We start from the raw sequence: 20,325 nt of genomic DNA on the forward strand, positions 1-20,325 counted from the left end.
GACTGTCCATAAATGCCATAAAGTGCTTTGTTCAATCTTTGCTGGGATGTTTTGCGGCCAGACTTTTGGCGCGAAGCGTTAGGTGAGAGCAGACGTTTTTTTCCAGGAGCACCGCAGAGGTCTCTGCGTATTCGAAGGCTGCGTTCAGTGAAGCCGTAGGTGCACAAGATGGACCAGAGTTGGCGTACATGGGAGTTGCTTACTTGGTGCTTCTCCATCGTTTTTCGCACCAGTTCACCAATATTCCCCTGAACCAAAAGGCTCTCTCGTAATTGCTCAAAGTCAAGAAATGACTGCATGGTCAGGCAGCGTTTATTAAAGAGTGCCTGATCTTTCTTCTGCTTCAAGTCTGTGTAATACGATGAGTGCAGTTCTAAGCTGTGTGGAACGATTTCTCTGTTGTCGAGCAGCTCTTGGAAGAGCTGGTAGCTGATCTTGCTGAGTGAGCCGACCAAAGGTTTTTTAGGCGTCTGCTTCGGACGTTTTGTGGCAATGCCGATAGGGCGGCCACCAGGCCGCCTGTGTGTCGGATCTTCTGGACGAAAGAGGATGCAGATCACGGTGTCACTTGCACGTTCAGCGAGCACCATTCGATAGAACCCTTTAACCAGTCCGTAAGCGTCGTTTAGTACACGGAATGGCTGGTTGTGACTTAGAGGCATGCAGACCTCCGTGCAGCAAGAGGGTTTTGTGCCAAAAATTCACTTGGAGAGATGTACTTAAAAGGTTGCGATGGTCGCCATCCACGGCGTAGATCGATGGGTAGCAGTCCAAACCAGATGGCTTGCCATAACGCTTCTTGCGCAAGTAATTGAAATTCTTGGCCTCCAAACAGCAGCGTTAGATGGTTCACGATATCGGAGTAGGCATGAAGCGGCATGGTCATCGCTACCTTGCGAGCTATCTCCAGATTGTGTTTATCAACCAGAGGTGCAAGTCCCCAAGCTGCGGTGCGCATAAGCGTACGTTTAATGGCTGGGTCAAACTCTGATGGTGTGATTAGCAGCCACGTAACGCCTCGCATCTGCCAATAAATTTTTTCTAGAAGCAAAAGCTGTCGTGCACGTTTACTGAGCTTTTGAATGGACTCAGCCTTGACTGATACCGCTAACAACTCCTTCTGACCCGAGGCTGTTTCTAGTACTAGCACAAGGTCGGTGCTGGATGTCCAAAGAACATCTTCATCCGTCCCTTGAAGTCGTGGGTGCCGGATACCTAACGACTTTGCGACCGCAAGTGTCCCCGGGTGGTGTTTGGAGTTTGTTCTAATGTCCCATCTCGAAATTTCTAGCTGTGCATCTTCTTGCTGAAGTGGAAACTGTTCGACTAAATCGAGTACGTTAGGCAACATCGCCGCAAAGTTGACGCAGTTCCATTCGACATCCGATAGCAGCTCGCGCTGGCGCTCCCGCCAGATGATGAGGTGGGAGCGGCCATGGCTAGATGGATCAGAGCGTGAAACACGGTGCCAGGGTATGTAATCGGCATAGGTGCCAGTGCCTCGTCCATCTCGTTGAAAGCGCTCTATTAGCGATGGCGTAAAGCGTTTTTGAGTTCTCATAAAAATCCCCACTTTGAGAACGAACGAGTCCCTCGCTCGTTCTCAAACGTTCGATAAAAAGTGAAATGGGGATTGACGCTTTTTAGGTCAGAGACTTAGACTTTGTTTGTTCGGAAAGTCTGGGCCAACCCCCAGCGAAAGGCGACGTTGGTGTGCAAGCCAACGTCGTTTTTTTTTGAGTATTTGCAGATAACTAATAGCTAATGCGTTGTCTCCTTATCTTCTGGGGTTTAGCCCTTTTAAAGGGCGTGTGATTTAGTGCGCCCCGTAATTCGCGTTGTGGCCGCCACGAGGTTTGGAAGTCGCTTCGAAGAGGTGTTGTCTAATTTCGTTTAACGTTTGGCGATCAATATGCGGTGCCCAGACTTGGAAGAAAATCATCAAGTCGATGGTTTCGGGCGGCAGTGTTTTGCGGAGATGTGCCGTAATCCGTTCTGCAGTGGCAAGCGACAGAAGATCTGTTTTTTTCTTGTCTGAGAGAGCCAAGCCTGTCGCTATTTTTAGGATTGTTTTTTGTGATGGCGTTGGCCTTTTGCCGTTCTCAATTTCACTTAGATAGCCGATTGATATTTCAATTAAATTCGCGGCAGCTGCTTGAGAAATGCCGAGCTCCTGCCGTATGCAATACAGCATCTCTCCGACGGATGAGGGAGGTTTGGATACGCTCATTGACTAAGCATCCTGCAAGTTTGGAAAAAGAGCAAAGTTGCATAAGAAGGGAAATAGCACTTTGACAAATAGACAAACGAGTGATCTTGATCGCTTAAGAACGAGAACGTGGGCCATGTGTGTCGCGGCTGCCGTAGATGAGTTTTCTCCGACGCGGCTGGAAAAGCACTTGAACAACTTGCTAGGCGATGAGTTCAAAGATGCAACTGGTGTGTGGCGAAGCTACTGCGAAGGGTCATCGAAACCATTCAAGAGAAGAGCAGTAAAGCCAAAAGCTGTTTGGGTAGATGAAGTCGAGCGCCTGTATCCAGGTACATCGAGGTGGTTCTATACGCCAGTTTGGTATCTTTTGGAAGAAACAGAGTTCTATCCATCAGAGATTTATGAATGCGCTAAGCAGCTGCCACATGATGAGTTGGCGGAATATCTTTTGTCGGGAGAGGGATTGGAGGAATCAGCTGCGTTGATGCTTTCTGAGTTGACGATGCAAGTGCCTTGGCTTCTTGCGGTGAAGCCATCTCCAGAGGCTTTGGGCGCTATGGCGTGTGCGATGCGCAGAGCTGAGCTAGCAGGTCAGATGCCAATCTTTAGACGAGCTGGAATAGGTATGTTGTGGCTGCTGGATAGACTAATACTGAAGGAGCCCTTACCCGTTAGAGAGTGTTTGCGAGAGCTGCGGAAAATCGTCAAAGAAAAATTTGATAAACAGGTCTATCCGATGGGCGGTCTGATGCGCTCTCCTCCAAAGAGGAGGGACTTGGAGGAATTCTCAAAAAGAGTGAAGCTCTTGAAAGCCGCGGAAAAAGCTTTTGACAAATGCGATATGGAAAAGGGGGAATCACTGATTGATCAAGCGTTTTCGATAAAGTGAATTGCACCGTTCCGGCTCTCTTGGTGGTTTAAAATTGTCTAAAAAGCACTGGTCGATTCAAGCCGCTCTTTTGCCAGTTGGGTGCCTGCTGCCAGCGCTTTCAGCTTTCGCCATGCCACGTCCCTTCCCATGGGCGCTAGGCCGCAATTGGTGCATGGGAACAGACGTTCCTTGGGAACAAACTCCAGCGCACGGGCGATGGCGCCGGCCACTTCCTCGGGAGTTTCGACCACATCGCTGGCCACATCGATCACGCCGACCAACACATCTTTGCCAGCCAGCAGTTTCATCAGATTAGGTGGCACGTGGGAGTTGATGCATTCCAGGCTCACCTGGTCAATGCTGCTGCGGGCCAGTGCAGGGAATACGGTCTCGTACTGGCGCCATTCATCGCCCAGCGTGCTCTTCCAGTCGGTATTGGCCTTGATGCCGTAGCCATAGCAGATGTGCACAGCCGTCGTGCAGTTCAAGCCTTGCACGGCACGTTCTAGCGCTTGCACGCCCCAGTCAGCAGCATCTTTCATGTAGACATTGAATGCGGGCTCATCGAACTGGATGATGTCGACGCCATCGGCCTGTAGTGCCAGCGCCTCCTGGTTGAGCAGCTCGGCAAAGGCAAAGGCCATCTTGACCTTGTCGCCGTAAAAGCGGTCGGCCACAGTGTCGATGATGGTCATGGGTCCGGGCAGGGTGAACTTGAGCTTTTTCTTGGTGTGTGCCCGTGCCAGTTGGGCTTCAAACCCATGTACGCGGCCTTTGAGGCGCAGAGCTGAGACCACCTGCGGCACCATGGCGTCGTAGCGGTTGTTGCGGATGCCCATGGTCACCTTGTTGTCGAAGTCAATGCCTTCGACCTTTTCGAGAAAGCCGTGCACAAAGTGCTGGCGCGACTGCTCGCCGTCGCACACGATGTCTAGGCCCGCGTCTTCCTGCGCCTTGATCCACAGCAAAGTAGCGTCTGCCTTGGCCTGCAGCAGGGCATCGCCCTCGGCTTTCCACTTGGGCCAGAGTTTGTTGGTTTCCGCAAGCCATTCGGGTTTGGGCAGGCTGCCAGCAATAGATGTCTCAAACATAAGGATTCCTTTTAAAAATGGGGGGCTCACCGCAAGGCCGTATGCCTGTACGGTGAGTGCGACAGAAGTTCTTAAGCGGCCACTGCTTCCAAGTCAGCGCAAGTCGTCGCGCGGCATGCCAGCTCAATCATTGGCAATCCCTTTTCAACGGCTAATTGGGCTCGCTCAAGCAGAGCTTCATTGCGAAGGCAGCCGTCCGCAAAATCAGTGTCCGTCGCATAAACGCCTAAAGGCAAAGTGCGCGCTTGAAAAAAGCTGAATAAAGGGCGCAACTGGTGATCAATCATCAAAGCGTGACGCTGACTGCCGCCAGTGGCTGCCAGCAAGATGGGCTTATCGACCAGTGCATCCTGTTTAATAAAGTCGAAAAAATGCTTGAACATGCCTGTGTAGGAGCCACGAAAGACAGGGGTAGCCACAATCAGGATGTCTGCCTGCTCCACGGCAGCAAGTTCTTGCTCCAGCAAGCTTGGCAATTGCGTGCGAAATATCGTTCCTGCCAATTGCGGGACACGTTGCCCGATGCTGATCAGACGTACATCGCACGGTACCGCCTTAGCAACCAGACTGAGCAAATGCTTGGCCAAAACAGTGGACTTGGAGCTTTGCTGCAGCCCGCCAGAGACTGCAACTAAACGCAGTGGGCGCATGATTTTTCTTTCATGAAATTGCATCCAACAATCACAACCATGAGATGTAGAACCATTAAATCTGGACATGCGCAGACCATTGCTCAAGCACTTTTTGGTAGGGTTTGATAAACCATTCTTCCGTCAGCTTGCCCTGGCTCACAGCCAATTGGTTACGCTCTTCGCGATCGTAGAAAATCCGTGTCAATGAGTGGTCGGTATTCCTCAAGCTAGGCTGAAAACGAATGGCTGCTGGTGCATTGGCGTTATAAATCTCTGGGCGGTAGATTTTCTGAAACGTTTCCATGACGCTAATTGCAGCAATGATTTCCATATTTGAATAATCTGCCAGCAGGTCGCCAATAAAATAAAATGCCAGTGGGGCAACACTGTTTGCAGGCATGAAGTAGCGAACGTTCAGGCCCATCTTGGCGAAATAATTATCGGTAATTGAAAGTTGGTCTTGTTTGTACTCAACGCCCAGTACAGGGTGGGTTACACCTGTCTGGTAGTAGGTTTTTTCAGCTGCAATGCTCAGGCAGATCAGCGGGCTATTTTTGAAATTTTCTTTGTAGGCGCTTGATTCGAGAAAGTGCTTGAACAGCTTGCCATGCAATTCGCCAAAGCCCTCCGGCTCGCTAAACTGAATTTTGTTTTTGTTATGATTTTTCAATACAACGCTGAAATCATAGTCTCGAACGTATGAAGAAAAGCTGTTACCGCCGCTTCCTTCGATGTACTTACCTGTTTGATTGTCGAAAATATTTGTTTTCAATATTTCAATCAATGGAAGCTGATTCTTAAGCGTTTTCCGATTGATTTTCAGATCAGCAGAGATAATCTCTAATTCAATCGCATAGCGATCTCCATTCTGATTATCCAAATAGGCCAAGCTATTGAACCGATTGTTCATCATCTTGATGGTGCGTCGCAAATTTTCTTTGCGATTTTCGCCACGCGCCAAATTGGCAAAATTGGTCGTCAGGCGAGTCTTTTCAGAGGGTTGATAGTCCTCATCAAAAATTAATTTATCAATGCTGAAAGTAAATTCGGGGCACAAGGAGCTATTGCCCGCTACATCAATGCCATTAGGAGAAAGAGAACGACTCAGAGACATACAAACTTTCAAAAAAAGCACCACAACTGGGACAGGGCGGTGCCTAGGAATGCATGAATGCTATGAAGAGTACATCTTGAAGTAAAACGAGTTTTTTTCAGTGTGACTTGAGGTAAGCTAATGTTGTTGAGTTTTCGTACCCAAAGACTGCCGTGATCCTCTCCCCGTTTTTAGAGCTGCGTCACCTGCGGACACTCTCTGCCCTGCATGAAACCGGCAGCTTGGCTCGTGCTGCGCAGCTGCTGAATGTGACCCAATCCGCCCTCTCCCATCAGATCAAATTTCTGGAAGAGCGCTATGGCAGCCCCTTGTTTGAGCGCAAGTCCGTCCCCCTAAAATTCAGTGCCATTGGCGAACGCATCCTGGAGCTGGGCGCAAAAATACTGCCCGAGGTTGAACAAGCCGAACGCGATTTGCTGCGCTTATCGCAAGGTGGAGGTGGCACGCTGCGCATTGTGGTGGAGTGCCATACCTGCTTTGACTGGCTGATGCCCGCCATGGATGTGTTCCGCCAGCGTTGGCCTGATGTGGAGTTGGACATCGTCTCTGGCTTTCACCCCGACCCTGTGGCACTGATTCTGCAAAACCGTGCAGAAGTCGCCATCGTGGGAGAGCCCGATGACAACGACCCCGTGATCTACCATCCGTTGTTCCGCTATGAAATGCTGGCTCTCATAGCCAAGCACCACCATTTGGCGGAGCGCAGCTACTTGGAGGCTCAGGACTTTGCGGATGAAGTGCTTATCAGCTACCCGATTCCAGATGACATGCTGGACATCATGCGGCAAGTGCTGATGCCTGCCGGAGTCACCCCCGCAGGCCGTCGCACCAGTGAACTGACCGTTGCCATGTTGCAATTGGTCGCGAGTGGCCGCGGTATTGCCACATTACCGATGTGGACAGTGCAAAGTTATCTGGACAAAGGTTATGTCACTGCCAAGCCAGTGAGCAAACAAGGACTGCATGCGCACTTGTACATGGCCAGCACACCAGAAGTTGCGCAACGTCCATGGATGGCTGATTTCGTGCGTATTACCCGCGAAAGCACATTCAAAACACTACCGGGGATCGAATTGCTGTAGATCTGCTGCACCATGCGATGGTCGAGTCAGACTTCAGAACCTATGGCAGAGAGTCAGGAATAGCGCTTTTCCAGCGAATCCCAGAAGTCCTTGTTCACCAGGCGTTGGCGCTCTAGGAACGGGGTGACGATGGCGGGATCTTCATCCACTTTATGCTCATCGCGCAGCAGGGTTAGGCACTTTTGCATGCCAGCCACTGCACTTTGAAGGGCGGCGTTGGCGTACAGCACAAAGCCAAAGCCAAGCTGTCCGAGCTCATCGGCGTTGAGGATGGGGGTCTTGCCACCGATGACCATGTTCATCAACTGGGGTGCCTGCAGACGCTGGGGCAGGGCGCGCACTTCTTCGGCATGGGTGACGGCTTCGACGAACAGAATGTCGGCACCAGCTTCTTGAAACGCTTGGGCGCGTTCGATAGCGGCTTCAAAGCCATGAACTGCAGCGGCATCGGTGCGGGCCATGATGAGGGTGCCGATGTCGCGGCGGGCATCCACCGCAGCGTGGATCTTGCCCAGCATTTCGCTGGTTTCAATGACTTGCTTGCCGTTGAAGTGGCCGCAGCGCTTGGGTGAGACCTGGTCTTCCAGCTGAATGCAGTCGGCACCTGCGCGCTCAAGCGTGCGCACGGCGTGGTAGGTGTTGACGGCATTGCCGAATCCGGTGTCTGCATCGACTAACAGCGGCACTTCCACGGCATCACGGATGCGCGCCGTGTGGTCAGCGATATCGGCCAGACCCATAAAACCTTGGTCGGGCATGCCAAACCACATATTGGTCACGCCTGCACCGGTGACGTAAATCGCTTCAAAGCCTAAATCTGCGATTAGTTTGGCGGACATAGCGTTGAAAGCGCCGGGAACGATGACACCGCGGCGTGCGTCAGCCAGGGCTTTGAGTTGTTGCTTGGGGTTCATGATATGTCTCTTTAACTTAATAGCGGCTAGCGCTTATGCATCAAGTGCTACAGCCTGTTTTGTTTGTTATTTGGCTTCCAGCACCAATGCGGGCACACGTATCGCGCCTTCCATCAAAATGCGCGCACTGCGGCTCATCAAGGCCTTGGTGACTTGCCATTGACCGTCAACGAGTTGCGCTTCTGCACCCACACGCAGCGTGCCGCTTGGGTGGCCAAAGCGAACGGCACGGCGTTCGCCACCGCCCGCTGCCAGATTGACCAGTGTGCCGGGAATGGCTGCTGCTGTGCCGATAGCCACGGCGGCCGTACCCATCATGGCGTGGTGCAGCTTACCCATGGAGAGAGCTCGTACGACCAGGTCTATGTCCTGTGCGGCAATAGCCTTGCCGCTGGATGCGGTGTAGCTCTGGGCTGGTGCGACGAAGGCAATTTTGGGTGTGTGCTGGCGCGTGGCTGCTTCGCTCAGGTGTTTGATCAAACCCATACGAATCGCACCGTGGGAGCGGATGGTTTCAAACTTGGCCAGCGCTTCGGCGTCGTTGTTGATGTCGTCTTGCAGCTCACAGCCGGTGTAGCCCAGGTCTTTGGCGTTCAGGAAGATGGTGGGTATACCTGCGTTAATCATGGTCACAGCAAAGCTGCCAACACCAGGAACGTCGAGTTGATCGACCAGATTGCCTGTCAGGAACATCGAGCCACCGTCGTCGCCATCGTCAGCCGGGTCCAGAAATTCCAATGGGACTTCAGCTGCAGCGAAAGTTACTCCGTCCAGCTCAAAGTCGCCGGTTTCCTGCACTTGGTCATCGGTGATCGGCACATGGGCCACGATGGTCTTGCCAATATTGGCCTGCCAAATGCGGATGATGGCGGTGCCGTTTTGTGGAATACGGGCTGCGTCAATCAAGCCCATATGGATGGCACAAGGGCCGACAGCCGCGCTCAGGTTTCCGCAGTTACCGCTCCAGTCCACAAATGCCTTGTCGATAGCGACCTGGCCAAACACGTAGTCCACATCGTGGTCGGCGCGCGTGCTGCGGCTCAGGATCACGCCTTTGCTGGTGGACGACGAGGCATTGCCCATGCCGTCAATTTGCTTGCCATAGGGATCAGGGCTACCCAGAGTGCGCAAAAAAATGGCGTCGCGCACAGGGCCGGGCTGCTGTGCTGCTTCGGGCAAGTCCTGCAGTTTAAAGAACATCCCTTTGCTGGTGCCGCCACGCAGATAGGTGGCTGGAATCTTGATTTGCGGTGCAAACCGCTGGTTGTCACTCATGGTTGTCTCTGGCGTTAGGGTCGTTATCCAAGAGTGAGTAGCCATCGTCTTTGATAGCTACCCGTGCTAATTAAACCTGGGCTTCAAGCTCTTTTTGTTCAGAGTTCTTAGCCAGAAAGTCTTGTGCAAATCGTTGCAGCACGCCGCCAGCCTCATAAATGCTGACTTCTTCTGCTGTATCCAAGCGGCAACTCACAGGCACTTCGGTGCGGGCGCCAGTTTGGCGGTAGATGTGCAGCATCAGCTCGGCACCCGGTTTGCGCGTACCAATCACGTCATAGGTTTCGGTGCCATCCAGACCCAACGTCAAGCGAGTGGTGCCGGGCAGAAATTCCAGAGGCAGCACGCCCATACCGATCAGGTTGGTGCGGTGAATGCGCTCAAAACCTTCGGCCACGATAGCTTCTACACCCGCCAGACGCACCCCCTTGGCGGCCCAGTCGCGGCTCGAGCCCTGGCCATAGTCGGCGCCGGCAATGATGATCAGGGGCTGCTTGCGCTCCATATAAGTTTCGATGGCTTCCCACATGCGCATGGTCTTGCCTTCGGGCTCCACACGGGCCAGAGACCCCTGGCGCACTTTGCCGTTGTTGTCCACCACCATTTCATTGAACAACTTGGGATTGGCAAACGTGGCGCGTTGGGCGGTGAGGTGGTCGCCGCGGTGGGTGGCGTAGGAGTTGAAGTCCTCTTCGGGCAGACCCATCTTGTGCAGGTACTCACCGGCGGCCGAGTCCATCATGATGGCATTCGATGGCGACAGGTGATCGGTGGTGATGTTGTCAGGCAGGATGGCCAGCGGGCGCATCCCGCGCAGCGTGCGCTCTCCTGCCAAAGCACCTTCCCAGTAAGGTGGACGGCGTATGTAGGTCGATTGCGCGCGCCAGTCGTACAGTGCTTTTTCCTTGGCGCCGTTGTCCGCCTGGATGGTGAACATGGGCTCATAGACAGCGCGGAACTGTTCGGGCTTGACGGCGGCCTTGGCTACGCGGTCAATCTCGTCATCGCTGGGCCAGATGTCCTTGAGGCGAATTTCGCGCCCCTGGAAAACGCCGAGCACATCGTTTTCGATATCGAAGCGAATGGTGCCGGCAATCGCATAGGCGACCACCAAGGGGGGGGAGGCCAGGAAGGCCTGCTTGGCGTAGGGGTGGATGCGGCCGTCAAAGTTGCGGTTGCCAGAGAGTACGGCCGTGGTGTAGAGGTCGCGATCAATGATCTCTTGCTGAATGGCAGGGGCGAGCGCGCCGCTCATGCCGTTGCAAGTGGTACAGGCAAACGCCACCACGCCAAAGCCCAGGGCTTCGAGGTCATGCAGCAGGCCAGCCTGCTGCAGGTATAGCGGCACGGTCTTGGAGCCGGGGGCCAGCGACGATTTGACCCAGGGCTTGCGCATCAAGCCCAGGTTGCGGGCGTTGCGTGCCAGCAAACCGGCAGCGATCACGTTGCGCGGGTTGCTGGTGTTGGTGCAACTGGTGATTGCCGCGATGATGACGGCGCCATCGGGCATCTGATCCTCTTGCTCAGTCCATTCACCGGCAATGCCCTTAGCGGCCAGATCGCTGGTGGCCAGGCGGGCGTGCGGGTTGGAGGGGCCTGCCATATTCCGCACTACGCTGGACAGGTCGAACTGCAGCGTGCGCTCGTAGACGGCGTTTTTCAGCGCATCTGCCCACAGACCGGACTGCTTGGCATAGGTTTCGACCAGCTGAACTTGGGCAGGCTCGCGGCCCGTGAGGCGCAGGTAGTCAATGGTTTGCTCATCGATGGCGAACATGGCAGCCGTCGCGCCATATTCGGGCGCCATATTGGAGATGGTGGCGCGGTCGCCAATGGAGAGGCTGCGGGCGCCTTCACCAAAGAACTCCAGATACGCGCCCACCACTTTTTGCTGGCGCAGAAACTGGGTGAGGGCCAGCACGATATCGGTGGCGGTAATGCCGCTCTGGCGCTTGCCAGTCAGCTGCACGCCAATGATCTCGGGCAGGCGCATCCACGATGCACGGCCCAGCATGACGTTTTCGGCTTCGAGGCCGCCCACGCCGACAGCGATCACGCCCAGTGCATCCACATGCGGGGTGTGGCTGTCCGTGCCGACCAGCGTATCTGGATATGCTTCACCATTGATAGCATGGATCACAGGGCTCATGCGCTCCAGATTGATCTGGTGCATGATGCCGTTACCTGGTGGAATCACTTCCACATTCTTGAACGAGCGCTTGCACCAGTCGATGAAGTGAAAGCGGTCTTCGTTACGTCGGTCTTCGATGGCGCGGTTTTTCTGGAAGGCATCGGGGTCGAATCCGCCGCACTCTACTGCCAGCGAGTGGTCCACTATCAATTGCACGGGAACGACAGGGTTGACGGCAGCAGGGTCGCCGCCCTGGTCGGCAATGGCGTCACGCAGACCGGCCAGATCGACCAGCGCTGTCTGGCCCAGGATGTCGTGGCAGACCACGCGCGCCGGGAACCAGGGAAAGTCGCGCTCGCGCTTGCGTTGCACGATCTGGGTCAAACATTCGGTGAGGATGGCTGGCTCGCAGCGGCGCACCAGGTTTTCGGCATGCACACGGCTGGTATAGGGCAATGTGGCCCAAGCCCCGGGCTGAATTGCTTCGACAGCAGCTTGCGCATCGAAGTAATGCAAAGCCGTGCCGGGCAGGAATTTGCGGTAGACGTTGTGGGTGTTGTGTGTACTCATTTTTCTATCTTGTGACAGGCTTAGTCAGCAAAAGCAGCGCTGTGCTGCTCTGAAATAGCAGGGGTGTATGACGGGCGGGGACCCATTGCCAGTTGCAAGCGTGCTTGTGCAATCGCATAGACGCGCTGTGTCAGTTCAGTGCAGGATGTGCTGCTCTTGTGCCCGATCTCATTCAGGTGCTGTGCCAGAACTTGGCATAGCTGCTGGGCCTCGGCCTCCTGTGCGGCAGTGAGGCAAGTCACCGTCATTCCACGGCGGGGCTGTGCTGTGAGCAGACCCTCATGGCACAGCAGCTTCATGGCTTCGCGCACAGGGGTGCGACTCACGCCAAATTCCAGAGCCAACGCGCCATCGTTGATATCGCTGCCTGGCAGCATCTGATGGCTCAGAATGCGCTCGCGCAATTTGTCAGCTATGGCGATACACAGTGAGTGGGCCTGCAGGGTTTGGATAGTCATGGCGTGGGGCAGGGTGAGGTTTTACTGGCGCTCTTCAATGGGCACAAAGCGCAGATCGTCAGGGCCGGTGTAGTTGGCACTGGGGCGAATGATCTTGTTGTCCTGGCGCTGCTCGATGATGTGGGCCGCCCAGCCACTGGTGCGGGCAATCACGAACAAGGGCGTGAACATGGCGGTGGGCACGCCCATCATGTGGTAGCTCACGGCGCTGAACCAGTCGAGGTTGGGGAACATGTTCTTGACTTCCCACATCACGGCCTCCAAGCGCGCAGCGATGTCGTACATCTTGGTGCTGCCTGCTTCATCCGACAGCTGCTTGGCCACGCCTTTTATGACCACATTGCGTGGGTCGCTCACGGTGTAGACGGGGTGACCAAAGCCAATCACGACCTCTTTGGCTTCTACGCGGCGACGTATGTCGGCCTCAGCTTCGTCGGGGTTGTCATAGCGCTTCTGGATTTCAAACGCCACCTCATTGGCACCGCCATGCTTGGGGCCGCGCAGTGCGCCAATCGCGCCGGTGATGGCGGAGTACATATCGCTGCCGGTGCCTGCAACCACGCGGGCCGTGAAGGTGGATGCGTTGAATTCGTGCTCGGCGTACAGATTCAGCGAGGTGTGCATGGCGCGTACCCAGCTATCCGAAGGGTTGGCACCGTGCAGCAGGTGCAGGAAGTGGCCGCCGATGGAGTCGTCATCAGTCTCCACCTCAATGCGGCGGCCCGAGTTGCTGAAGTGGTACCAGTACAGCAGCATGGAGCCCAGCGATGCCATCAGGCGATCGGCAATATCACGGGCACCGGGCAAGTTGTGGTCGTCTTTCTCGGGCAGGGCGCAACCCAGGGTCGAGACACCGGTGCGCATGACATCCATTGGGTGGCTGGCGGCGGGCAGTTGCTCCAGTGCCGTCTTCACACTGGTGGGCAGACCGCGCAGTGCCTTGAGTTTGTTCTTGTAAGCCTTCAGTTCAGCGCGCGTGGGCAGCTTTCCATGCACCAGCAGGTGGGCGATTTCTTCAAATTCGCAGACCTCGGCAATGTCCAGAATGTCGTAGCCGCGGTAATGCAGGTCATTACCGGTCTTACCCACGGTGCACAGCGCTGTATTACCGGCCGTCACTCCCGACAGGGCCACGGACTTTTTGGGCTTGAACGTGCCTGTGGCAGCTGGATTGTTGGCTTGGACTGTGGGTTCGGCCACGATGCTCATATGGGTCTCCTTGGGTAGTTATGGATGGCAATCAAAAGCGCTTATGGGCTTTCTGGTCTGCCATACTTCGCAATCTACGCAATTGAATTGCACCGAGATAGCACTGAATTAGCGAAACATTGCGAAGAAGAATTCGCTAGATTGCAAATTTTGCGAATTTCTCTATCCATAAAACAGGGAGACGGTGAGATGGCCAAAACTTTCATGGGGGTACGGCTGCGCAGCCTGCGTGCCGAGCGCGGCATGACGCAAGCCGCGCTGGCGCAAGCTCTGGATCTATCGCCCAGCTACCTCAATCAGATTGAGCAGGATCAACGCCCGCTTACCGTGGCTGTGCTGCTCAAGATCCACAAGGCGCTGGGTGTGGACATCCAGCAGTTTTCGGAAGACGAAGAGGCGCGCCTGCTGGCGCAGTTGCGCGATGCCATAGCAGCCATGCCGCACGAAAGTGGTGGCGTGCCGCTGCCCGAGCTGCGCGAAGTCGCCTCCAAGCTGCCGCAGCTAGCAAAGGCGCTGCTGGCTATGCACCAGCGCCATCTGGCCGATACCGAGCGACTGGAGGCCTTGACGGTCCGCATGGGCGATGACCGCGCTGAAATGGATGAAGGCCAACTCCTGCTGGCCCATGCTCCGCGCCAAATGCCTTTCGAAGCCGTGCGTGACTTCTTTTTTGCCCATCGCAACTATTTTGATGCCCTGGACCGGACCGCAGAAAACCTGGCGATACAGGCCCAAGCTCAAATCAACGCTGAGGGCGGTACGCTGCAGGAGTGGCTGAAATATCGGCTGCAAGCCAAGCACCAAGTTCTGGTGCTACGAGATGGCCACAGCAACATGAGTGGGGAACATCGTCACCGCCACTTTGATCCAGCGTCGCGAACGCTTTATGTCACGCCGCAGCTGCGCCCGGCCCAGCAAGCCTTTCAATTGGCCACACAACTGGCCTTGCTGGAGTTTGACACCTTGATTGAGGAGCAGCTGCGGTCAACGCATTGGCAGGATGAGGCCACGCGGCGCCTGGCACGCATGGGGCTTGCCAACTATGTGGCAGGTGCCTTCGTGTTGCCCTATGACGAGTTTTTGCAGACTGCGGAGAACTTGCACTACGACATCGATTTGGTGGGCCAGCGCTTTGGGGTGGGATTTGAAACCGTATGCCACCGCCTCTCCACCTTGCAACGGGCAGAGGCACCTGGCATCCCTTTTTTCTTTGTGCGCGTGGACCGGGCAGGCAACATCAGCAAGCGTCAATCAGCTACGCATTTTCACTTCTCCAAAACCGGCGGTACCTGCCCGCTCTGGGGTGTGTATGAGGCATTTACCCAGCCGGGGCGCATCGTGCCGCAACTGGCCGCTATGCCCGATGGCCGCGTCTACCTCTGGGTGGCACGCACCATCAGCCATGCCGGCCACGGCTGGGGAGCACCCGGCAAGACGTTCTCGATTGGCCTGGGCTGCGACCTGCAACATGCCGCTCGGCTCGTCTATTCCAAGGGGCTGGATTTGCGTAATGTGGATGCCGCAGCACCTATAGGCATGGGCTGCAAGGTTTGTGAACGCAGCGCCTGCCCGCAACGGGCCTTCCCGTTTGTGGGCAAAGCCTTACGGGTCAATGAAAATGAAAGTGGTTTTGTGCCTTACGGATAGAGCATTGGTAAAGTGGCTTGGTCGAGGTCATGTTGCATTTGCGTTCCTGCTCACAACTCAGGCTTTGTCCCGAAAGCTCCGCCAAGGCGGTAAGCCATGTAATACGAAGTGAGTAAATGACCGGAGAGAATCCGGGTATGACTTACACCGAGCTGTAGATTTGCATGAGCGACTTGTGTATCACCAAGGTACTCTCTAGCACTCGGCCTGGTTGGGGTGGTTTGCGTATCTCCATTTGTAAATCCGTCAGTGACAGTCGATGCGCGGGGAGCTCCGGTGCACTGGTTCAACCACTGCAGGCTGCTGGAAACCATAGGGCATATACCGCCAGCGGAAGCTGAGGCAGACTACTAGCGGCAAGTTGCCAATACCGTGCAGGCTAGCCCCTGCACTTCAACAAACTAGCCTCCATCAAACCCGGTGTGATTCAGTCGTCGATCGCATTGAGCAGTCGAATGCTGCGTTCGTCCGCTTGAGGACGAAGCTAGGCATACTTCACCAAGTAGCTACCTAGTCATAGGGATCGACAAAGATGAGCACGTGCAGCACCGCCTCAAACAATCCAGCGGCAAAACAGCATAGTCCAGCTGTTGTCTACCTCGATTTCGATGGTGTCTTGCATCACCACAACGTCCTGTGGTCTACAAAGCGGGGACCACATCTAGACGCTTCGGCCCATGACGTGTTGTTCCAGCATGCTGAGCTACTCCTGGGTCTAATCCGCCCCTATCCAGACATCCGCATCGTTTTATCTACATCCTGGGTACTGAAATACGGATGCTACGGAGCCGCAAGACGGTTACCTGCAGAGCTACGGGCTCGAGTGATTGGAGCTACTTTCCACAGCAAAATGGACCGTACTACCTTCGAGGATGCCTTTCGTGGCATGCAAGTCTGGGGGGATGTGTACCGCCGCTGTCCTCGCGACTGGTTTGCTATTGATGATGACTACTTGCAATGGCCTGCGTGGTGTCGTCAAAACTTGGTTAGGACCCATCCAGAAAAAGGCATCAATGTCCCTGAAACGCTTGATGAGATACGACTGGGCTTGAAACGTATTTCAGCAGTCAAATCGATCGACTATCGCTTGCAGCTTAGTCGGTCACCAACGTCCCCGGGGTGGTAAATCGACCAGCATTTCCTGAACACTTGCGAAGCTGGGTAGAAGCGGCTTACTTTAGTTGCGAGATTGCGTACCCGCTTTATTGTTAGGGCAACTTGAATTAACCCTTGTAAGCCCTAAAGCTTGTCTAGGAAACTCTGGTCAGTTCACTTTTAGCTGGAAGGTTCTCCAACATTTCTTTTAGCAGCCTTATCAGTGTCTGTGCAGAAGCACTCAGTGGTGTATGCCTGTGCGTGACTACGCCCAAAGGCCGTTTTATTCCTGGAGAGTGCAAGCGCAAACAGCGGATCTGATTGGATTGCAGTAAGGCGATGGCCGTTTCAGGCAAGGCGCTAATGCCTAATCCCTGAACTACCAGCGCTCCAATTGTGGCGATGTGATCAACTTCGAAAGCTGGTATGAACTTGATGTCATGCTTTGCCAGTTCGGCATCCACATACTGGCGCACACTTGCCGAGCTGCTCATAGAAATATGTGGGAAATGCAGCGTTGCTTCCAGCACGATGGGCTTTACTTCTTCACATAGAGGATGGTCTGAACGACAGACCAGCAAGAACTCGTCAGTGGTGAGTTGCTCGTAAGCGAGATCTTCTTGCTTGGGATCCGCTGCTGTGAGGGCAAGATCTACTTTCCCATTACGCACTAGATCAAAGGCTGGGTCTGAGAGTGTGTCTCGCAAGGAAAGCCTAACTCCGGGATAGGCCTGGGAAAACGCAGCAAAGGCTTGAGGCACGATAGAAGCAGCCAAGGAGGGAAGAGCTGCCACGGACACCGCACCGGTTTTCAGCAGCACAGTATCTGCTACCGCTTGCAGTGCGCGCTGAGTGTCACGTATCAACTCTTGTGCATGAGCGACAAAAATATGCCCCACGTCTGTTAGCTCCACAGCGCGTGTCGTGCGTTCAAAGAGGCGCGCACCTAACTGGGCTTCCACTCGTGCAATCAACGCAGATAAAGCCGATTGCGAGAGATGCACCTGTAGTGCGGCTTGGCCAAAGCTGCGGGTTTGGCTCAAAGCGATAACCGCTTTGAGCTCTTTCGTTGATAAATTGGGTTCCACGAGCAGAGTATAGACAGCGGGGCAGCGACAAAAAGTGGCCCCGATTCGCTGCATTACTCAGGCTTGATGTTGCCGTCCTTGATTAACTTGGCCCACTTGGCATATTCATCGTTGATGATTTTCGATGTTTCTGCTGGGGTGTTGTAGGTCGCGATGGTGCCTTGTGCCAGCATGGAGTCTTTGACTTCTTGTTTGGTCAAAATTTCCTTCAAAGCACTGTTGAGCTTTTGGATTACAGCTTCGGGGGTGCCTGCTGGCGCAGAAATCCCAAACATCGAACTAACCAGCATGCCGGGGAAGCCTGCTTCACCAACTGTAGGCACATCGGGGAGTGATGCTACGCGCTCTTTAGTAGTAGTAGCTAGTGCACGCAGTTTGCCGGCCTTGATTTGGCTTTGTGCAGCCGGAACTGTATCGATCATGGCATTGACTTGACCGCCTAAGAGGTCTGCAATGGCGGGGCCGCTGCCCTTGTATGGAACGTGTACTGCATCAATCTTTGTCTGCAGCTTCAGCATTTCAAGGGCTAGATGCTGTGGAGAACCATTGCCAGCGGAAGCAACAGTGAGTGCGCCGGGTTTTGCTTTGGCGAGCTCAACAAGCTCTTTTACAGAGTTGGATGGTATTGAAGGGTTCACCACAAACACAAGTGGAACAGTACCAACCAGCGAAATATGCGCGAAGCTTTTCTGGATATCAAAGGGCGTTACCGCTGGCATTAGCGCCGCGTTGATGGTGTGGCTGGTAAAAGCGCCCATTAGCAGCGTGTAGCCATCAGCGGGGGATTTAGTAACTTGGCCTGCACCGAGGCTGCCACCAGCACCCGCACGGTTTTCCACGATGAATTGCTGGCCCAGTTCATCCGACAAGTGCTTTGCCAGCACGCGGCCAATCACGTCAGTCGCACCACCGGGAGCATAAGGTACGACTAGCTTAACAGGCTTGCTAGGGTAGTCGCTCTGGGCATAGACGTTACCCGATATACCGCAAAACATTAAAACAGTTGCAGACAGAGCAGTCAAAGCTTGGCGACGAGCCAGTTTAGGATTGGTGTTGGTAGTTTTCATTAAGTCTCCTTAGGGTTTGTAGGTACGCGTTTTCTTGTGAAGCGCTCGATTTTTTTGCAAATCAACAATATTATTAATAATTCAAATCTTCAACAGTGGTTAACCCTCCCATGACAGACAAGCCAAGCCAACAACCCACCATTCACCCTGAAGCTGCTACAAGCGGGATGGCAAAAGGTCTGACCAATTACGGAGACCGTGGGTTCTCGTTGTTCCTGCGAAAAGCTTTCATCAAGGGCGCAGGCTTCACGGACAAAGCGCTGGAGCGCCCGGTGATCGGCATTACCAACACGGGCAGCTCCTACAACCCTTGCCACGGCAACATGCCGCAGCTCATGGAGGCGGTAAAGCGCGGCATCCTTATGGCAGGTGGCCTGCCCATGGACTTTCCGACCATTTCTTTGCACGAGAGCTTTTCGCAACCCACTAGCATGTATTTGCGCAATCTGATGTCTATGGACACCGAAGAGATGCTGCGCGCCCAACCCATGGATGCGGTGGTATTGATCGGCGGCTGCGACAAGACGGTGCCTGCACAGCTCATGGGGGCTGCCTCGGTAGGATTGCCTGCTGTGCAGTTGGTGACCGGCTCGATGCTGACAGGCTCGCACCGTAGTGAACGTGTCGGCGCATGTACGGATTGCCGACGTTACTGGGGCAAATTTCGCGCAGAAGAAATTGACAGTGAAGAAATTTCGGACGTAAACAACCAACTGGTGGCCAGCGTGGGTACCTGCTCGGTGGCAGGAACGGCAAGCACCATGGCATGTATTGCTGAAGCTTTGGGTATTGCGATCCCTGGCAGTGCCAGCCCGCCGGCTGTCACTGCCGATCGCATCCGAATTGCCGAACGCTCGGGCGAAGTCGCCGTGCATATGGCGCGTGCTGGTTTGACCATCGACCAGATTCTGACGCCCGCTGCATTTGAAAATGCCATGCGCGTTTTGTTGGCCATGGGCGGTTCGACCAATGCCATCGTGCACCTGGCAGCTATTGCTGGACGTCTGGGTTACGAGTTGGATCTGAAAGCCCTGGATGTCTTGAGCCGCAATACGCCCGTGTTGTTGGACCTTAAACCCTCGGGTGATCACTACATGGAGGACTTCCACGCGGCAGGCGGCATGCCCACGCTGTTGCGCGAGCTTAAGCCTTTGCTCAACTTGGAGGCGTTGACTGTCACAGGCAGGACTTTGGGTGAAGAGTTGGAAGCTGCAGGTTCGGGCTTTAAGCAATCCATTGTGAAAACGCTCAAGGAACCGCTGTACCCCCAGGGCGGTATTGCTGTTCTCCATGGCAATCTTGCGCCTGCTGGAGCCATCATCAAGCAATCGGCAGCCAATCCCGCACTGATGGAGCACGAAGGGCGTGCCGTGGTGTTCGAGAATGCTGAAGATCTGGCCGCACGCATTGACGCACCGGATCTTGACGTTCAGGCTGACGATATTTTGGTGCTCAAAAATATTGGCCCTAAGGCAGCGGCAATGCCTGAGGCAGGCTATCTTCCTATCCCTAAAAAGCTGGCTGCGCAGGGCGTTAAGGACATGGTGCGAATCTCGGATGGCCGCATGAGCGGTACAGCGTTTGGCACCATCGTTTTGCACGTCACCCCTGAGGCTGCCATTGGTGGACCTTTGGCGTGGGTGCAGAACGGCGACAGAATCAAACTGTCGGTCAGTCAGCGCAGTATTGAATGGATGGTTGATTCTGCTGAGGTGGCCCGTCGCCAGAGCGCGCAACCGGTGCAAGTTCCTAGCGCTGAAAGAGGCTACGCCCATTTGTTCAAAAAGACGGTGTTGCAAGCCGATCGAGGGGCTGACTTTGACTTTCTGACAGCTACCGAAAGCAAAGGCGCTATTCCAAGGAGTTAAA

Annotated in this window: 17 protein-coding genes and 1 pseudogene; 5 read left to right on the forward strand and 13 right to left on the reverse strand. The window is 54.6% G+C overall.

Annotated features, from left to right (window positions below; all coding sequences use genetic code 11):
• From QEP12_RS00005 to QEP12_RS00015, 3 genes and pseudogenes are all read right to left on the reverse strand, one after another.
• A pseudogene (locus tag QEP12_RS00005) lies at positions 1-662 on the reverse strand (transposase); the annotation flags it as partial.
• Complete coding sequence (locus QEP12_RS00010) at positions 653-1,561, reverse strand: PDDEXK family nuclease (RefSeq protein WP_174863784.1); 909 nt, start codon at positions 1,559-1,561, stop codon at positions 653-655. The pseudogene QEP12_RS00005 and the gene QEP12_RS00010, both read right to left, overlap by 10 nt.
• Before the next feature lie 255 nt (positions 1,562-1,816).
• Positions 1,817-2,230 (reverse strand): helix-turn-helix domain-containing protein, encoded by a 414-nt coding sequence (locus tag QEP12_RS00015; protein ID WP_174863782.1) that lies wholly within the window; start codon positions 2,228-2,230, stop codon positions 1,817-1,819.
• 115 nt (positions 2,231-2,345) lie between these two features.
• Here QEP12_RS00015 and QEP12_RS00020 point away from each other — a divergent pair, with 115 nt between their 5' ends.
• A complete protein-coding gene (locus tag QEP12_RS00020) occupies positions 2,346-3,101 on the forward strand; it encodes a hypothetical protein (RefSeq protein WP_284212959.1) in 756 nt (251 codons plus the stop codon).
• A 38-nt stretch (positions 3,102-3,139) separates the two neighbouring features.
• Here QEP12_RS00020 and QEP12_RS00025 read toward each other — a convergent pair whose 3' ends face one another.
• From QEP12_RS00025 to QEP12_RS00035, 3 genes are all read right to left on the reverse strand, one after another.
• Positions 3,140-4,174: a methionine synthase gene (locus QEP12_RS00025; RefSeq protein ID WP_284212960.1), complete on the reverse strand. Its 1,035-nt coding sequence runs from the start codon at positions 4,172-4,174 to the stop codon at positions 3,140-3,142.
• Between the two features lie 71 nt (positions 4,175-4,245).
• Positions 4,246-4,827 carry an FMN reductase gene (msuE, locus tag QEP12_RS00030; RefSeq protein ID WP_284213143.1) on the reverse strand — a complete coding sequence of 194 codons (582 nt, stop codon included), beginning with the start codon at positions 4,825-4,827 and terminating at the stop codon, positions 4,246-4,248.
• 52 nt (positions 4,828-4,879) lie between these two features.
• Positions 4,880-5,863, reverse strand: a complete 984-nt coding sequence (locus tag QEP12_RS00035) for a putative oxygenase MesX (RefSeq protein WP_174863803.1) — start codon at positions 5,861-5,863, stop codon at positions 4,880-4,882.
• A 212-nt stretch (positions 5,864-6,075) separates the two neighbouring features.
• Between QEP12_RS00035 and QEP12_RS00040 the strand changes: the two genes are divergently transcribed.
• Positions 6,076-7,002 carry a LysR family transcriptional regulator gene (locus tag QEP12_RS00040; RefSeq protein ID WP_174863801.1) on the forward strand — a complete coding sequence of 309 codons (927 nt, stop codon included), beginning with the start codon at positions 6,076-6,078 and terminating at the stop codon, positions 7,000-7,002.
• Positions 7,003-7,055: 53 nt separating this feature from the next.
• Here the strand turns inward: QEP12_RS00040 and QEP12_RS00045 are convergent, their stop codons facing one another.
• The 5 genes from QEP12_RS00045 to prpC all read right to left on the reverse strand — a co-directional run bounded on the left by QEP12_RS00045 (position 7,056) and on the right by prpC (position 13,559).
• Entirely contained in the window at positions 7,056-7,916 is an 861-nt protein-coding gene (locus QEP12_RS00045; protein ID WP_219162947.1) for an isocitrate lyase/PEP mutase family protein, read from the reverse strand.
• A gap of 66 nt (positions 7,917-7,982) precedes the next feature.
• Positions 7,983-9,191 (reverse strand): 2-methylaconitate cis-trans isomerase PrpF, encoded by a 1,209-nt coding sequence (prpF, locus tag QEP12_RS00050; RefSeq protein WP_219162946.1) that lies wholly within the window; start codon positions 9,189-9,191, stop codon positions 7,983-7,985.
• 70 nt (positions 9,192-9,261) lie between these two features.
• Positions 9,262-11,892 carry a Fe/S-dependent 2-methylisocitrate dehydratase AcnD gene (acnD, locus tag QEP12_RS00055; RefSeq protein ID WP_284212961.1) on the reverse strand — a complete coding sequence of 877 codons (2,631 nt, stop codon included), beginning with the start codon at positions 11,890-11,892 and terminating at the stop codon, positions 9,262-9,264.
• A 20-nt stretch (positions 11,893-11,912) separates the two neighbouring features.
• A complete protein-coding gene (locus QEP12_RS00060) occupies positions 11,913-12,350 on the reverse strand; it encodes a GntR family transcriptional regulator (RefSeq protein ID WP_174863779.1) in 438 nt (145 codons plus the stop codon).
• Positions 12,351-12,371: 21 nt separating this feature from the next.
• A complete protein-coding gene (gene prpC / locus QEP12_RS00065) occupies positions 12,372-13,559 on the reverse strand; it encodes a bifunctional 2-methylcitrate synthase/citrate synthase (RefSeq protein ID WP_219162944.1) in 1,188 nt (395 codons plus the stop codon).
• A 189-nt stretch (positions 13,560-13,748) separates the two neighbouring features.
• Here prpC and QEP12_RS00070 point away from each other — a divergent pair, with 189 nt between their 5' ends.
• Positions 13,749-15,206, forward strand: coding sequence for a short-chain fatty acyl-CoA regulator family protein (locus tag QEP12_RS00070; protein ID WP_284212962.1), 1,458 nt, complete (start codon positions 13,749-13,751; stop codon positions 15,204-15,206).
• A gap of 532 nt (positions 15,207-15,738) precedes the next feature.
• A complete protein-coding gene (locus tag QEP12_RS00075; protein WP_284212963.1) occupies positions 15,739-16,332 on the forward strand; it encodes an HAD domain-containing protein in 594 nt (197 codons plus the stop codon).
• Between the two features lie 124 nt (positions 16,333-16,456).
• Here the strand turns inward: QEP12_RS00075 and QEP12_RS00080 are convergent, their stop codons facing one another.
• A complete protein-coding gene (locus QEP12_RS00080) occupies positions 16,457-17,389 on the reverse strand; it encodes a LysR family transcriptional regulator (RefSeq protein WP_246254277.1) in 933 nt (310 codons plus the stop codon).
• Positions 17,390-17,442: 53 nt separating this feature from the next.
• Positions 17,443-18,456, reverse strand: a complete 1,014-nt coding sequence (locus tag QEP12_RS00085; RefSeq protein WP_284212964.1) for a Bug family tripartite tricarboxylate transporter substrate binding protein — start codon at positions 18,454-18,456, stop codon at positions 17,443-17,445.
• Between the two features lie 110 nt (positions 18,457-18,566).
• Here QEP12_RS00085 and QEP12_RS00090 point away from each other — a divergent pair, with 110 nt between their 5' ends.
• Positions 18,567-20,324, forward strand: coding sequence for an IlvD/Edd family dehydratase (locus QEP12_RS00090; protein WP_284212965.1), 1,758 nt, complete (start codon positions 18,567-18,569; stop codon positions 20,322-20,324).
• The last annotated feature ends 1 nt before the right edge of the window (position 20,325 follow it).

Origin of the sequence: Comamonas jiangduensis, from assembly GCF_030162955.1 — a bacterium.
Taxonomy (GTDB): Bacteria; Pseudomonadota; Gammaproteobacteria; order Burkholderiales; family Burkholderiaceae_C; genus Comamonas; species Comamonas jiangduensis.